Origin of the sequence: Rosenbergiella sp. YN46 (assembly GCF_036620675.1) — a bacterium.
Taxonomy (GTDB): domain Bacteria; phylum Pseudomonadota; class Gammaproteobacteria; order Enterobacterales; family Enterobacteriaceae; genus Jejubacter.
The window spans coordinates 1-14408 of sequence record NZ_JAZHEE010000018.1 but is presented as its reverse complement, the minus strand read 5'-3'; the positions used below and the strand labels follow the sequence as shown (position 1 = coordinate 14408).

Genomic DNA, 14408 nt, shown 5'->3' with positions numbered 1-14408 from the left:
ACACTCAGGATCCTCTTACCCTATTTTTAGCTAAGTGGCAGGATGTGAGTTATGAACAACCATGTCTTTTTAGTCGGCTTTATTATTTACGCCATCGCCATGATCTGGCTTGGCTGGTATGTATCACGGAACCAGAAAAGCGGAGAAGACTTTCTGCTGGGCGGGCGCTCCCTGCCGCTATTCTTAACCCTTGGCTCCACCGTGGCGACCATGGTCGGTACCGGGTCAAGCATGGGCGCCGTGGGGTTTGGCTACAGCAATGGCTGGGCGGGTATGCTGTACGGTTTGGGGGGCGCGGTTGGTATTTTGCTGGTGGCATGGCTATTTGCGCCGGTTCGTAAATTACGCTTTATGACCATGAGCGAAGAGCTTTCTTATTATACCGGCGGCAGCCATTTAATTAAAAATGTTGTCGGTCTGATGATATTTATTGCCTCTATTGGCTGGCTGGGTGCGCATATTCTTGGCGGAAGTTTATATCTGGCCTGGGCCACAGGAATAAATCTGACGGTCGCTAAACTGATTATTGCGCTGGCGTTTGCTATTTATGTCATCATCGGCGGTTATTCTGCGGTGGTATGGACAGATACTATCCAGGCGTTGATTCTGTTCTTTGGTTTTATCCTGATGGCGATTCTGGCGGTGGTGCACGCTGGCGGCTGGAGCGTCATTGAACAGGCGATGGATCCTGCGGCGCTCAGCCTGTTTGCCGTCGATAAACTGGGGGCGATCCCGGCGCTATCGCTGGCGATGGTGATTGGTGTGGGAGTGCTGGCAACCCCCTCTTATCGCCAGCGTATTTATTCGGGCAAGGATGTCTCTTCGGTGCGCCGATCCTTCGTTTATACTGGCGTACTCTATCTGTTCTTCTCCATACTCCCTGCCATTATCGGTATGGCGGCGTTCGCCATGAATCCGGATTTGTCGAACAGTAATTATGCCTTCCTGTTCGCCACCAGCTTTCTGCCCCCGGTGCTGGGTATGATTGTGCTGATTGCCGGGTTATCCGCCACCATGTCTTCCGCCAGTTCCGATGCGATCGCAGCCGTAGCCATCATGATGCGCGATCTTTACACCATGATAACCGGCAAAATGCCGCCGGAACATAAGGCGATACGCCTTTCCCGTCTGATGCTGACGCTGGTGATTGGGCTGGCGCTTATCTTTGCCCTGACTTCGGACGACATCATCAGCTACATCACCAAAATGATCTCTATGCTGATGTCTGGTCTGTTCGTCTGCTCCATTCTTGGCCGATTCTGGCTGCGCTTTAACTGGCAGGGCGCGTTAACGGCGCTGCTTGGCGGGATGGTGACTTCCATCGTTATCCTGGCGCGCGCCGACTGGCTGGCATTCTGGGGCAATCCCTGTATTCCCTCCGTGCTGGCGAGCCTGGCGTCCGCCGTGTTTGTCACGGTGATGACGCCGGCAAACAAACTGAGCCGCGAACAGGCGCTGGAAGCGATCACCCGCGAACGCGAAGATCGGGGCGGATCGCTGGCGGCGGTGAAAGCAACGCGCAATGCGGGGTGAGAGCGATGACTGAAGAGTATATCGCCGTTGACTGGGGCTCCACCCATTTGCGGGCCTGGCGTATCCGCGGCGGAGCGTGCGTCGATACGCTGGCGCTTCCCTGCGGCATTACCCGAATGGGCCAGCAGAGCGCACAGGATATCTTCCAGCGCTATCTGGCCCCCTGGCGCGGTGGCGATGCCGTACCGGTCGTGATGGCCGGCATGATTGGCAGCGAGTCGGGCTGGATGTCGGTGCCTTATCTGCCTTGTCCGGTGACGCTGGATGCGCCTGGTGAACAGCGCTGCGCCGTTGCCGAAGGGGTGTGGATTGTCCCTGGTCTGAAGAGCTGTCGGCATGGGGCGTACAACGTGATGCGTGGCGAAGAGACCCAGCTTTTGGGGGCTTATGAGCTGGCGCCGGCCAGCTGCTATGTGATGCCCGGCACCCACTGTAAATGGGTGCCGGTTGTCGAGCGTCAGGTGCCGGGGTTCGACACCATAATGACGGGAGAGCTGCATCATCTGCTACTTGCCCATTCCCTGGTGGGGCAGTCGCTTCCCGCACAGCAGGATGATCAACAGGCGTTTTGCCGCGGGCTGGAAACGGGGCTTGAGACGCCATCGGTACTGCCGCGTCTGTTTGAAACCCGGGCCGCCTGGCTTCTGGGAGCGCTGGCGCGTGAATCGGTCAGCGATTATCTGTCGGGGCTGCTTATTGGTGCCGAGGTGGCGGCGCAGACCGCGCAGCAGCGGCCGGAATCGGTGGTGGTGGTGGGCAGCGAAGCTTTAGCGAAGCGCTACCTTAAGGCATTTGCTCTGGCGGGTATAGGCGCCAGCGCGTGTGACGGCGAGCGCGCGTTTGTGCGCGGGATTGAGAGGATAATGGATGCAGGAAAATAAGCTGGTTGCGATTTTACGGGGGATTCAGCCCACGGAAGCAGACGATCACGTCGCCGCGCTGTGTGATGCCGGATTTCGCTATATTGAGATTCCACTTAATTCCCCGGACTGGCCGCAGAGTATCCGACAGGCGGTTGCGCGTTTTGGCGAGCGGGCGATGATCGGCGCTGGTACCGTGCTTAATATTGAACAGGTGGATGCGCTGGCGGAAATGGGGGCCAGGCTGGTGGTTACCCCCAATACCCAGCCTGCGGTGATCCGCAGCGCGGTACGCCAGGGGATGCTGGTGTGCGCAGGCTGCGCAACGGCGACCGAGGCCTTTAACGCGCTGGAGTCCGGCGCGCACTGGCTGAAGATTTTTCCCTCGTCGGCGTTTGGCCCCGCGTATATTCGTGCGCTGAAGGCGGTACTCCCCCCAACGACGCCAGTGCTGGCGGTCGGGGGCGTGACTCCGCAAAACCTGGGGGATTATTTGCGGGCCGGATGCGCAGGCGCGGGGTTAGGCAGTGACCTCTACCGTCCCGGGCAGAGTGTGGCAGATACCACAGAGCGGGCGCGTCGTTTTATTCGTGCGTGGGAGGCGGCCTGCTAATCCCCCAGTGGCTGGCGATCGCCGCCGCTGCTACGCTGGCCATCCAGCGCCAGCTTAATTCGCCGCAGTCGGTCTTTCGCCTGCGGCTTATTGGCCATGGCCAGTTCGGTCGCCAGCACATCGACCATCGCCAGCATGGCGTAACGTGAAGTGCTGGGTTTGAAAATGTAGTCATTTTCCTGCACCACCAGCGGCAGAACTAAATCCGATTGCTTTGCCAGCGGCGTTTCCTGCGGCGTAATCGCCACCACTTTGGCGCCGTACTGCCGGGCGATGGCGGCGCTGTCGGTAAGCTCCTGAGTGTAACCACCCAGCGACAGAGCAATTACCACATCCCGGGGAGCTACCGCAGCGCACATCATGCGAACCAGCATCCCGTCGCTCTGATTAACGACCGGCAGCCCCAGTCGGAATAGCCGATGCTGTAACTCCTGGGCGCAGATTGTCGAGCCACCGCCCATGCCGATTGCCAGAATCTGGCGGGCGCGACTCATCCAGCCTACGGCCTTCCCCAGTATTTCGCTGTTCAGCGCCCGTCGGTTGGTGTCCAGCACGCTGATAATCGATTCGTAGATGCCCTGTACGCCTTCCAGATCCGGCACGTCCAGAATAAATCGTTGGCCCACCGCCAGGGACTGGGCCAGTCGCATTTTCAGTTCGCGAACGTCTTTACAGTCCAGCGTCCGCGCAAAGCGTGTGACCGAAGCCTGGCTGCTGCCGGTCAGCCGGGCAAGTTCGGCAATGGGCAGTTCCGCTGCCGCCGCGACATCGTCCAGAATAAAGCGGGCAATGCGCTTTTCGGTAGCGGTCAGCGCCATAAAGCGATCGGTGATACAGGAGATAATATCGATTGTATAAGATGCCATATGTAGTCGCGTTGATTTATTCGTACCTGATACTTTGTACCATATTTTATGACGATTAACCGGGCTGCAGGGGGGGAATCGGGGATATTCAGGCACAAAAAGGCCCAACGGCTAAATTGGACTTTTTTATCCTGACTTAGAATTGGTGCTCTGACCGGAGTGAGCTAATCCCTACCTGACAGTAGAAATAAACTATCGCGACAGGCAGCGTAAGAGTAAGCGAGGGTTATGGAAAACGGGTGATGGATATCGCCATCATCGTTCTGAAAGTGCCAGCAGTGCTTTCAGAGCTGGCTCGCTATTTCCTGCCTTAGCCAGAAAAGAGTCTGGAAATGGAACAAAGACCGGAGTGCTATCCCGGCCTTTAACTCGTTACGGCTTCAGGGCCTGAGGATTAACGCAATTTTGCTCTACCTTACCGGCCAGGGCAGCAATAAGGTTATCCACGGCGCAGGCGGCCATATTGTAGCGGGTTTCGAAGGTAGCAGAGCCGATATGGGGCAGGGCGACCACGTTTGGCATCTCCAGCAGGGGAGAGTCCTGGGGCAGCGGTTCCTGTTCGAATACGTCCAGTCCGGCACCGTGAATCTGACCCGCCTGAAGTGCGGCGATCAGCGCCTTTTCATCCACCACCGGGCCGCGCCCGCCGTTGATCAGAATGGCGGAAGTTTTCATCTTCGCCAGCTGCGGCGCACCGATCAAATGATGGGTTTCTTCGGTCAACGGCAACACCAGGCAGACGAAATCTGACTCCGCCAGCAGCGTATCCAAATCACAATGGCGGGCATTAAAGCGCGTTTCGGCCTGCTGGTGGCGGCTGCGGGCATGGTAGAGAATTGGCATGCCGAACCCCAGATTCGCCCGCTGCGCCAGCGCCATGCCGATGCGCCCCATCCCGATAATGCCCATCGTTTTATGGTGTACATCCACCCCGAACCAGTCTGGCGTGATGCCGGAGCGCCATTCGCCTCGCTTCACCCGTTCGGCGACCTCTACAGCGCGCCGCGCCGTGGCCAGCACCAGGGTCATTAGCGTGTCGGCCACCGTTTCAGTGAGTACCGTCGGCGTGTGCATCAGTACGATGCCGCGTTCGGTAAGCGCTGACACATCGTAGTTGTTATAGCCTACTGAAACCGTAGAGGCCGCACGCAGGGCTGGCATTTTCTCCAGCAGGCTGCGATCCACCGTTTGGCTGGAGCCCAGCATTCCCTCGGCGTGAGCGAAGGCTTCGCTATTCTGTTTCACGGTTTCCGGGCTGAGATCCTTCACCCGAACCAGGTTGAAATGGGCCTCCAGGCGTTGTGTCAGGTCATCAGGCAGCGCTTTATAGAGGATGACGGACGGCTTCATTCTTGGTCTCTCCTTCATTCTTCAGGCTATGCGTGGCTATGGGCGCCCGGCGTAATCGATTTCTGATTGGCAGCGGGTTTCACAATCAGAGTAAGCCACACCGAGACAAAGAGCGCCACCCCCATAAACACATAGGATGCCGCCGGGCCGCCGGTTGCGCCGTTGAGATAGCCCACGAACCAGGAGCCAAAGAAGGAACCCAGCGCCCCCATGCTGTTGATCAGCGCCATGGCACCGCCCGCGACATTTTTCGGCAGCATTTCAGGGATGATGGCGAAGAACGGGCCATAAGGGGCATACATCGCCGCTCCGGCAATCACCAGCAGGGAATAAGAGAGCCAGAAGTGGTTCGCGCCCACCGCCCAGGAGGCGATAAACGCCAGCCCGCCAATCAGCAGCAGCGGCCAGACGAAAATCTTACGACGCTGCATTTTATCCGAGGCCCAGGAAACCACGACCATGGCGATAGTGGCGGCCAGATAAGGCACGGCGGAAAGCCAGCCCACCTCGACCATATCCATACCGGCGACGCTACCGCTGCGGATAATCGAAGGCAGCCACAGAACAAAACCGTATACACCAATGCTCCAGGCGAAATATTGCAGACACAGCAGCACAACGTTACGCGAACGGAAGGCTTCGCCGTAGTTACGTACCGCTTTAATACCTTCCTGCTCTTTATCCAGTTGGGCCTGAAGCGCGGCTTTTTCACTTTCCGCCAGCCAGCCTACCTGCGCTGGTTTATCCTTCACCAGCACCCACCAGCAGAAGGTCCAGATTACCGCCGGGATCCCTTCAAAAATAAACATTTCCCGCCAGCCGAAGGCGTTAATCAGATAGCCGGAAACCACGGACATCCAGAGCACTGTCACCGGATTACCGAGGATCAGGAAGGTATTGGCGCGCGAACGTTCCGATTTGGTAAACCAGTTGCTGATGTAGATAAGCATGGCGGGCATCACCGCCGCTTCTACCACCCCAAGAATAAAGCGGATAGCCGCCAGCGCCGGGATATTGCTGATAACCCCGGTCAGTGATGCGCAGCCGCCCCACAGAATCAGGCAGACGAAGATAAGCTTACGCACACTGCGGCGTTCGGCATAGATAGCGCCCGGAATCTGAAAGAAAAAGTAGCCCAGGAAGAACAGGGCGCCCAGCAGCGAGGAGATCCCTTTGGTGATACCGAGATCGTCGTTGATCCCTGCTGCGGAGGCAAAGCTGAAGTTTGCGCGATCGAGGTACGCCAGGCTGTACGTGATAAACACGATAGGCATGATGTACCACCAGCGTTTTACTGCATTAGTCGGACTTTTCATCGTACTGTCCTCTGGTTGAGGCTAGCGCGCAGGGGTGTAGGGTAAGAGGCCGATGCGCGATATTCCGGTGTTGAACTCTTTTTTCGCCATAGCGGTGGCGCTGCCGTTATTCGCCCAACCCATCCCGGGTGGGTAAGCCTTCACTATCGCCGCTGACCTGAATCGCCAGCGCGCCGATATGGTTGCCGCGGCGACACGCCTGTTCCAGGGATCTCCCTTCCAGTAGCGCGCTAATCGCGCCTACCGCAAATCCATCCCCGGCGCCTACGGTATCGACCACGTTATCCACTTTTATTGCCGCCACCGCGCCGCTTTCGCCCGCTGCGGTTTTATACCAGGCGCCATCGGCGCCGGTCTTGATGATGACCGCTTTCACTCCGCGTTCCAGCCAGAAGTCGGCAATGTCCTGAGGCGTTTTACGCCCCGTCAGAATCATGCCTTCCCTGAGTCCGGGCAGCACCCAGTCGGCCTGGCAGGCGAGGTGGTTGAGCTTCCTCACCATTTCCGCCTCGCTTTTCCACAGCACCGGACGCAGGTTGGGATCGAAAGAGATGGTTTTACCGCTGGCTTTCATGGCCGCCGCGGCGTGGTTAAGCAGCGCCAGCGAGCTTTCGGAAAGCGCGGCGGCGACACCGCTTAAATGCAGATGTCGGGCGTCGTTAAACAGCGTCGGCGAGTAGTCTTCTACAGAGAGGTGGCTGGCCGCCGACCCTTTGCGGAAATACTCCACGCTGGGATCGGTTCCATCTTCAACCTTCGATTTCAGCTGGAAACCGGTGGGATAACGACCGTCGATGGACACGCCGCGGGTGTCTATTCCCTCTTGCTTCAGCACATTAAGGATGAAACGGCCAAAGGAGTCATCACCCACCCGGCTGACCCAACTGACGTCGAAGCCCAGTCTGGCGAGGCCGGTGGCGACGTTAAGCTCGGCGCCCGCCGCCCGTTTAATAAAGCTTTCGCAGTCGGCAAGATCGCCGGTTTCACGCGCGACGAACATCGCCATCGCTTCGCCGATTGTAATGATATCGGGCATCCCTTACTCCTCGCGTAACAGATTGACATAATGGCGGGTCACAGCGGTCAGATCGCGGCCTGCCAGCGGGAATTCAATACCGCGCGGCACGTCTGATGGCAGAAGGTTAAGCAGTGCCATCCAGCGTTCACCAGCTTCATCCGGGGGAATCGCTCGCCAGCCATGATTGCCGGGAGCGGCGGCTTTCACATGGACATAACCAACGGCCGGGGCGAGGAGCCGCGCCGCCTGTTCCGGAGATTCGTCCACCCACAGCCAGTTGCCCATATCGAAGGTTAGTCTGATTGGCAGTTGATGCTGGCGGCAGGCATCGCGAAAGCGCGCCATCGGCGCCAGGCGGCCGCCCGGAGTTTGATCGTTTTCCACCACCAGCGCCACGGGGCTTTGCGCCAGCCACTGACGCAGCCGGTTGGCCGGAAAATTATCCTGAAAATGGCCCAGAGAAAGCTTCAGCCAGCGGGCATTAAGGCGATGCGCTTCCAGCAGCAGTTCGGGGATTTGCGGATTCAGACCGCCATCCAGCAGGCAGAGCGTTTCGGGAGCTGAATAGCAGGCCATCAGGCCGTTAGCGGCAATGGCGTCCGCCAGTGAAGCAAGATGCTCTGGCTGGGTGGAGGTGAGCAGTTCGCGGCGGATTTCTACGCCGTCGGCGCCCGCTTCGGCAATGACAGGCAGGACGGCGGACTGGCCTCCCAGCGCCTGGATACGGTCACGCCCATAGGCGGCGGTGACCACGATAATCTTTCTGTCCATCGGACGCTCCGGTCTGGCAACAACTTATTCACACTTACGGTAAATGGAACCGGTTCCATCGAGAAGTCCTGGAGTCATAATTTATGATCGTCGTCACGAAGATAGGGATTAACGGCGGGTGGAGCCCCGGACGATCAGTTCGCCGGAAAATACCTGCTCGCATACCGGATCGCTGGCCCCTTCAATGCGTTTAACCACCTGTTCCAGCGCGGCGTAGCCGATCTGCCAGGTAGGCTGTTTCAGCGTGGTGATGCCTACGCCCGCCAGCTCTGCCCACTCCAGTTCGTCGAAGCCCAGCAGGCCGATGTCGCTCCCCCAGTGAAGACCCAAACGCTTCAGGGAACGGGCCACCTGAAGCGTTAGCGCGCCGTTGGCGGAAATAAGCGCTTTGCGCATACCGCGGCAGCGGTTGCTGAACTGGCGCAGCAGGGTATCGAGCTGCGCGTTTTCATGCAGGGGAACCTCGGCATTTTCGGCCACGATATCCGGATAACGGGAGAGGGTATCCTGAAACGCGCGCAGCCGTTCACGGCGGGTGTTGACGGTACCCAGCGGCTCGCTGAGAAACAGAATGGCTTCGAATCCCTGAGTGACCAAATGCTCGGTGGCGGTACTGGCGGCCTGGGTATTGTCCAGCCCCACCACGTCGCAGGCGAAGTCCGGAATTTTGCGGTCGATAAGTACCATCGGCAACGCGGACTGCTGCATGCGGCTAAGCCCCTCTTCACGCATGCCCACTGCATTCACCACAATGCCTTCCACCTGATAACTGCGTAACAGATCCAGGTAATGCAGCTCCTGATCCACTTCGTTATTGGTGTTACAGACCAGCGGCGTAAAGCCCCGCTCGCGGCAGGCAGCCTCTATGCCGCTGAGTACGTCCACCGAATAGGGATTGGTAATATCCGCGATAATGAGCCCGATAAGGCGGGTACGCCCTCGCTTCAGCCCCCGGGCCATTAAACTGGGGCGATAATCGAGATCGGCAATGGCTTTTTCAATACGGGCAAGCAGAGGGGCGGAGAGCAGATGCTTTTCGCCATTGAGATAGCGCGAAACGCTGGTTTTTCCGGTATTGGCCGCTTTGGCGACATCGCTGATGGTCGCCCGAGTTGATTTTTTCATCGCCGATTCCTTCGCTGAAGTGACAACACCTTAGCGCGAAAATCGGCGATGGCAAGAGAACCGGAAGGATTACATCGGGCTTAAGGTAATCTCAACGCGGCGGTTTTGAGCCTTCCCTTCTTCAGTGCTGTTGCTGGCGACAGGATTCGCCGGGCCCATTCCGCTGGTGCGAATGCGGCTGGCTTCCACGCCCTGGGTAATCAGTGAGCTGGCCACGGAATCTGCGCGCTGCTGTGACAAATGCATGTTCAGATCCTGCCCGCCGGTGCTGTCAGTGTAACCTACTACGTTAACGGCGGTTTTGTTGTACTCCTTGAGCACCATCGCCACCCCGGTCAGGGTATTGGCGCCGGCTGGTTTTAGCGTCGCGCTGCTGCTGTCGAAGGTGACGTTGTTTGGCATATTGAGAATGATGTTGTCGCCGTTACGGGTCACGCTAACGCCAGTGCCTTTCATTTTTTCACGCAGTTTAGCCTCCTGGGCATCCATGTAATAGCCGATGCCGCCGCCTAATGCGGCGCCTGCTACTGCGCCTATCAGGGAACCTTTACCACGATCTTTATGAGAAGAGGAGAGCGCCCCAACGCCAGCGCCGACCAGCGAGCCGATACCGGCACCAATGCCTGATTTGCCCGCTTCTTCTTCACCGGTGTAAGGGTTAGTTGTGCAGCCGGAAACCATCAGAGCGCCGCTGACTACAGCGGCAACAGAAATAACTACACGTTTTTTCATTTTATTATTTCCTTCGTCCTTCTTTATTATGCCTCGATGAGCGTCGCGGGAGATTATGCCGTTTGAGGACGCAAAATATTTCGAGCCATAGTCTGAAATTTGTGACAATTAATAACAATCCCGGACAGGGGCCGACATCTGCAATGACATCCAGGAGCGCATGCTGTGACCACTTCAACCAAAATGATTCTGACCGCCGCCCACTGGGGACCGATGCTGGTCGAGACCGACGGCGAGAGGGTGCTTTCATCCCGGGGAGCTCTGGCCTCGAAACACCCCAATTCGTTACAGAGCGCCGTACGCGATCAGGTTCACAGTAAAACTCGCGTGCGCTGGCCGATGATGCGTAAGGGATTTCTGGCATCGCCGGAGCAGCCGCAGGGCGTGCGCGGGCAGGATGAGTATGTACGGGTGAGCTGGGAAGAGGCGCTGGATCTCATTCACGCGCAGCATCAGCGCATTCGCGAAAGCTACGGGCCTGCCGCGATTTTCGCTGGCTCTTACGGCTGGCGTTCCAACGGCATCCTGCATAAAGCGGCCACGCTGCTACAGCGCTACATGAGTCAGGCCGGAGGCTATACCGGCCATCTGGGGGATTATTCCACCGGCGCGGCGCAGGTGATTATGCCTTACGTGGTGGGCGGTAATGAGGTGTATCAGCAGCAAACCAGCTGGCCGCTGGTGCTGGAGCACAGTGAAGTGGTGGTGCTGTGGAGCGCCAATCCGCTGAATACCCTGAAAATTGCCTGGAATGCCTCGGATGAACAGGGAGTAGGCTTCTTCGAACAGCTTAAGCAGAGCGGCAAGCGCCTGATTTGTATCGACCCCATGCGTTCAGAAACGGCGGCCTTCCTGGGCGAGCGCGCCGAGTGGGTCGCGCCGCACATGGGCAGCGATGTCGCGTTGATGTTGGGTATAGCCCATACTCTGGTGGAAAATGGCTGGCACGACAGGGCGTTTCTGGCTTCCTGCACCCACGGCTATGAGATATTCGAACGCTACCTGACAGGCCGGGATGACGGCGTGGCGAAAAACGCGGAGTGGGCGGCGACTATCTGCGGCGTTTCTGGCGATAAAATTCGCGAACTTGCAGATATCTTCCGTTGTCATCGCACCATGTTAATGGCCGGCTGGGGGATGCAGCGCCAGCAGTATGGCGAGCAAAAGCACTGGATGCTGGTGACGCTGGCGGCCATGCTGGGCCAGATTGGGCTGCCCGGCGGCGGTTTTGGTTTATCGTATCACTTCGCCAACGGCGGTAACCCAACCCGTCGTGCCGCGGTGCCCAGCTCGATGCAGGGCAGTGTGGCCGGGGGCGGCGACGCCGTGGAGCGTATCCCGGTAGCGCGCATTGTCGAAGCGCTGGAGAATCCCGGCGGCGACTACCAGCATAATGGCGAGACGCGGCGCTTCCCTGATATCCGCATGGTCTGGTGGGCCGGCGGCGGCAACTTTACCCATCATCAGGATACCAACCGGCTGATTGCCGCCTGGCAGAAGCCGGAGCTGGTGGTGATCTCCGAATGTTTCTGGACTGCGGCGGCGAAGCATGCCGACATCGTATTGCCGATTACCACTTCGTTTGAGCGTAACGATCTGACCATGACCGGCGATTACAGCCAGCAGCATCTGGTGCCGATGAAACAGGTCGTGGCGCCACAGTCTGGCGCCCGTAACGATTTTGATGTTTTCGCTTCTTTGGCCGAACGGCTGGAGCAGGGCGGTCGCGAACGTTTTACCGAAGGCCGGGATGAAATGGCCTGGCTGGCGCATTTCTATGAAGTCGCCCGTAAGCGCGGCGAAGCCCGTGGCGTAACGCTGCCGGAATTTTCCGCCTTCTGGGCCGCAAACCAGATTGTAGAGATGCCGGAAGATGAAAGCAGCGCCCGGTTTGTGCGTTTTGCCGACTTCCGGGCCGATCCGCAGGCGCACCCGCTGAAGACGCCCAGCGGCAAAATCGAGATCTATTCAGAACGCATTGCCGCATACGGTTATGCCGATTGCCCGCCTCATCCCTGCTGGCTGGCGCCGGACGAATGGCATGGTAACGCCCGGGAAGGGCAGCTACAGCTGCTCTCTTCCCACCCCGCTCACCGGTTGCACAGCCAGCTGAACTATGCGCGGCTACGCGAACGTTACGCCGTGGCGGGGCGGGAGCCGGTGACGCTGCATCCCGCTGACGCGGCGGCGCGCGGCATTGCCGATGGCGATGTGGTTCGGGTCTGGAATCAGCGCGGCCAGGTGCTGGCCGGGGCGCAGGTGACGGCGGATATTAAGCCGGGCGTCATCTGTATTCATGAAGGCGGATGGCCGGATCTGGCGCCGGAAGCCGGGGGGATTTGTCGACACGGTGCGGTCAATGTGCTGACTCTGGATATTCCCACTTCGCGGCTGGCGAATGGCTGTGCCGCTAATTCGTCGCTGGTCTGGCTGGAAAAATACCAGGGCCCCGAACTGCCGGTCAGGGCGTTTGAGCCGCCTGCCACTGCATAATCCAGGTGTGGTGGCAGGTATCGCGCTGCCAGGCGGATTCCACAACGCGAAATCCCTGGGCCTGATAGAAGGCGACGGCCCGGGTGTTTTGCTGGTAGACCTCCAGGCTGAGCTGTGGATAGCGGCTCTGGGCGTGATGCAGCAGCGCGCCGCCGATTCCCCGGCGGACGTATCCCGGAGCCACAAACAGCGCGCCGACGAAGCGATCGTTCATCACGCTGATGAAGCCGCGCAGCGCACCGTCGTCCCATACCCAGGTGCGGGCATGGGGCAGGTAGTCATCGCGTACCGCAGGCAGGCTGTCATACCAGTAGCTGGCGGGAATAAAGGGGTGCGCCCGGGTGGTGCTTTCCAGCCACAGCGCCAGCAGCGGCGGAATATCCGCTCCGGGGGCAAGAGGGCGAATCATGACTGCGAATCCGGATGACAAAAGCAGGCGATCAGGTGGTCGTTAACCAGCCCGCAGGCCTGCATAAACGAATAGCAGATAGTGGGGCCCACAAACTTGAAGCCGCGTTTTTTCAGCGCTTTTGACAGCGCATCGGAAGCGGGGGTGGTAACCGGAACGTCGTTCAGTGTGGCGGCGTGATTAACGATGGGCTGCCCGTCGACGAAAGACCAGACGAACTGCACAAAATCTTCGCCGTTTTGCTCCATCGCCAGCAGCGCCCGGGCGTTGCCAATAATCGCGGTCACCTTTCCCCGATGGCGAATAATGCCAGGATCCTGCAAGCGCTGCTCTACATCGTCGGGTGTCATTCGGGCGACGGTTTCAGGGTCGAAGTGATGAAAAGCCTGGCGGTAGTTTTCCCTTTTTTTTAGCACGGTTATCCATGACAGTCCCGCCTGCTGACCTTCCAGACAGATCATTTCAAACAGCTTTCGCCGGTCGGTTTCCGGTGTACCCCACTCATTATCGTGATAGGCAAGATAGAGCGGATCCTGAGTCACCCATCCACAACGTTGCATTGATAGCTCCTTCATCAGACCGGCACAAACGCCAGTCGCGATAATAGCGCTTTTCTGCCTGAGTGGATCAGGTATGGCTAAAAATTGGTTCATTGCGGATTGTCGTGAAGCTGAAGTTACCGGCGGCTGCCCTGGGTTCCGGGAATACTCCGGCGATTTTCAGGCCGGAGTGTCACTGCCCTGAATCTTCTGCCCTGATTAACAGCAAAGAAGGTGCTGGTCGCTTTTGAGTGCCCCGTCTGAAGCGATGAGGGTGTAGCCACCCGGCTTAAAAAACGCCGTAGTGTTCACGAAGGGCCGGAGGAGCGACAGGATGTCGCGACAGGGCAAGGCCGCCAGGGATGGCGACTCTTGCCCGTTCCGAAAAGCCCGGCGTGATAAGCGAAGGGGCCCCGAAGGGAGTTTTTTACCGCCGGGGAGCCGGGGAGCCGGGGTCGCCAGGGAGGCGGCGACTGAGCCCCCAGGCCCGTTCACCCGCGGTGGATTAACAGAGAAGCAGTGACGCAAAGTGAACGGAACAGTCCGCCGCATCATCATATTCTGCCCGGTTGCTTTTCAGATGAAGGCTGGGGCGACGGTTGTAGTACGTGGTCATGCCGGTTGCGCTATTTCTGCACCAGTGTCGTGTTCTGGGGGAATATGTCACGCCGGCGAAGGTTCCGTTCACCTTAAGGGGATTTTTATATGTCGGTTGCGGAACCGGTGAACGGGCCAGGGGCTCAAATGCCGCCCCTGACAACCCCGCTTTCCGGCGTGAAAATC

The 14408-nt window shown here is 58.6% G+C and carries 13 protein-coding genes; 4 read left to right on the top strand and 9 right to left on the bottom strand.

The genetic code is table 11. The features are described 5' to 3' along the window. Nucleotides 1–51 precede the first annotated feature (51 nt). Genes V3W49_RS13670 through V3W49_RS13660 form a run of 3 tightly spaced genes read left to right on the top strand, consistent with a single transcriptional unit; the run spans nucleotide 52 to nucleotide 3006 of the window. Nucleotides 52–1533, top strand: coding sequence for a sodium:solute symporter family protein (locus tag V3W49_RS13670; RefSeq protein WP_500146182.1), 1482 nt, complete (start codon nucleotides 52–54; stop codon nucleotides 1531–1533). Between the two features lie 5 nt (nucleotides 1534–1538). Next, nucleotides 1539–2414 (top strand): 2-dehydro-3-deoxygalactonokinase, encoded by an 876-nt coding sequence (locus tag V3W49_RS13665; protein ID WP_500146180.1) that lies wholly within the window; start codon nucleotides 1539–1541, stop codon nucleotides 2412–2414. After that, on the top strand, nucleotides 2401–3006 hold the full coding sequence (locus V3W49_RS13660) for a 2-dehydro-3-deoxy-6-phosphogalactonate aldolase (RefSeq protein ID WP_500146179.1): 606 nt from the start codon (nucleotides 2401–2403) through the stop codon (nucleotides 3004–3006). Before V3W49_RS13665 ends, V3W49_RS13660 begins: the two co-directional genes overlap by 14 nt. Here the strand turns inward: V3W49_RS13660 and V3W49_RS13655 are convergent. The 7 genes from V3W49_RS13655 to V3W49_RS13625 form a co-directional block, all read right to left on the bottom strand. Beyond that, nucleotides 3003–3872 carry a MurR/RpiR family transcriptional regulator gene (locus V3W49_RS13655; RefSeq protein WP_500146178.1) on the bottom strand — a complete coding sequence of 290 codons (870 nt, stop codon included), beginning with the start codon at nucleotides 3870–3872 and terminating at the stop codon, nucleotides 3003–3005. The two genes, V3W49_RS13660 and V3W49_RS13655, sit on opposite strands and share 4 nt — an antisense overlap. A 372-nt stretch (nucleotides 3873–4244) precedes the next feature. Beyond that, a complete protein-coding gene (gene ghrB / locus V3W49_RS13650) occupies nucleotides 4245–5222 on the bottom strand; it encodes a glyoxylate/hydroxypyruvate reductase GhrB (protein WP_500146176.1) in 978 nt (325 codons plus the stop codon). Between the two features lie 26 nt (nucleotides 5223–5248). After that, entirely contained in the window at nucleotides 5249–6538 is a 1290-nt protein-coding gene (locus tag V3W49_RS13645; RefSeq protein ID WP_500146175.1) for an MFS transporter, read from the bottom strand. Between the two features lie 106 nt (nucleotides 6539–6644). Beyond that, complete coding sequence (locus tag V3W49_RS13640) at nucleotides 6645–7574, bottom strand: sugar kinase (RefSeq protein WP_500146173.1); 930 nt, start codon at nucleotides 7572–7574, stop codon at nucleotides 6645–6647. Nucleotides 7575–7577: 3 nt separating this feature from the next. Then, nucleotides 7578–8327 (bottom strand): sugar phosphate isomerase/epimerase family protein, encoded by a 750-nt coding sequence (locus tag V3W49_RS13635; protein ID WP_500146172.1) that lies wholly within the window; start codon nucleotides 8325–8327, stop codon nucleotides 7578–7580. 108 nt (nucleotides 8328–8435) lie between these two features. Continuing rightward, complete coding sequence (locus V3W49_RS13630) at nucleotides 8436–9452, bottom strand: LacI family DNA-binding transcriptional regulator (protein WP_500146170.1); 1017 nt, start codon at nucleotides 9450–9452, stop codon at nucleotides 8436–8438. Between the two features lie 69 nt (nucleotides 9453–9521). Next, the gene (locus tag V3W49_RS13625; protein ID WP_500146169.1) at nucleotides 9522–10184 is read right to left on the bottom strand and encodes an OmpA family lipoprotein; all 663 of its coding nucleotides are present in this window, start codon (nucleotides 10182–10184) and stop codon (nucleotides 9522–9524) included. A 183-nt stretch (nucleotides 10185–10367) separates the two neighbouring features. On the opposite strand from V3W49_RS13625, the gene V3W49_RS13620 reads away from it, so the two are divergent. After that, nucleotides 10368–12677, top strand: a complete 2310-nt coding sequence (locus tag V3W49_RS13620; RefSeq protein WP_500146265.1) for a molybdopterin guanine dinucleotide-containing S/N-oxide reductase — start codon at nucleotides 10368–10370, stop codon at nucleotides 12675–12677. Here V3W49_RS13620 and V3W49_RS13615 read toward each other — a convergent pair. Then, nucleotides 12646–13086 (bottom strand): N-acetyltransferase, encoded by a 441-nt coding sequence (locus tag V3W49_RS13615; RefSeq protein WP_500146168.1) that lies wholly within the window; start codon nucleotides 13084–13086, stop codon nucleotides 12646–12648. The genes V3W49_RS13620 and V3W49_RS13615 overlap by 32 nt on opposite strands. Beyond that, nucleotides 13083–13646, bottom strand: a complete 564-nt coding sequence (gene tag, locus V3W49_RS13610; RefSeq protein WP_500146166.1) for a DNA-3-methyladenine glycosylase I — start codon at nucleotides 13644–13646, stop codon at nucleotides 13083–13085. Before tag ends, V3W49_RS13615 begins: the two co-directional genes overlap by 4 nt. Nucleotides 13647–14408 lie beyond the last annotated feature (762 nt).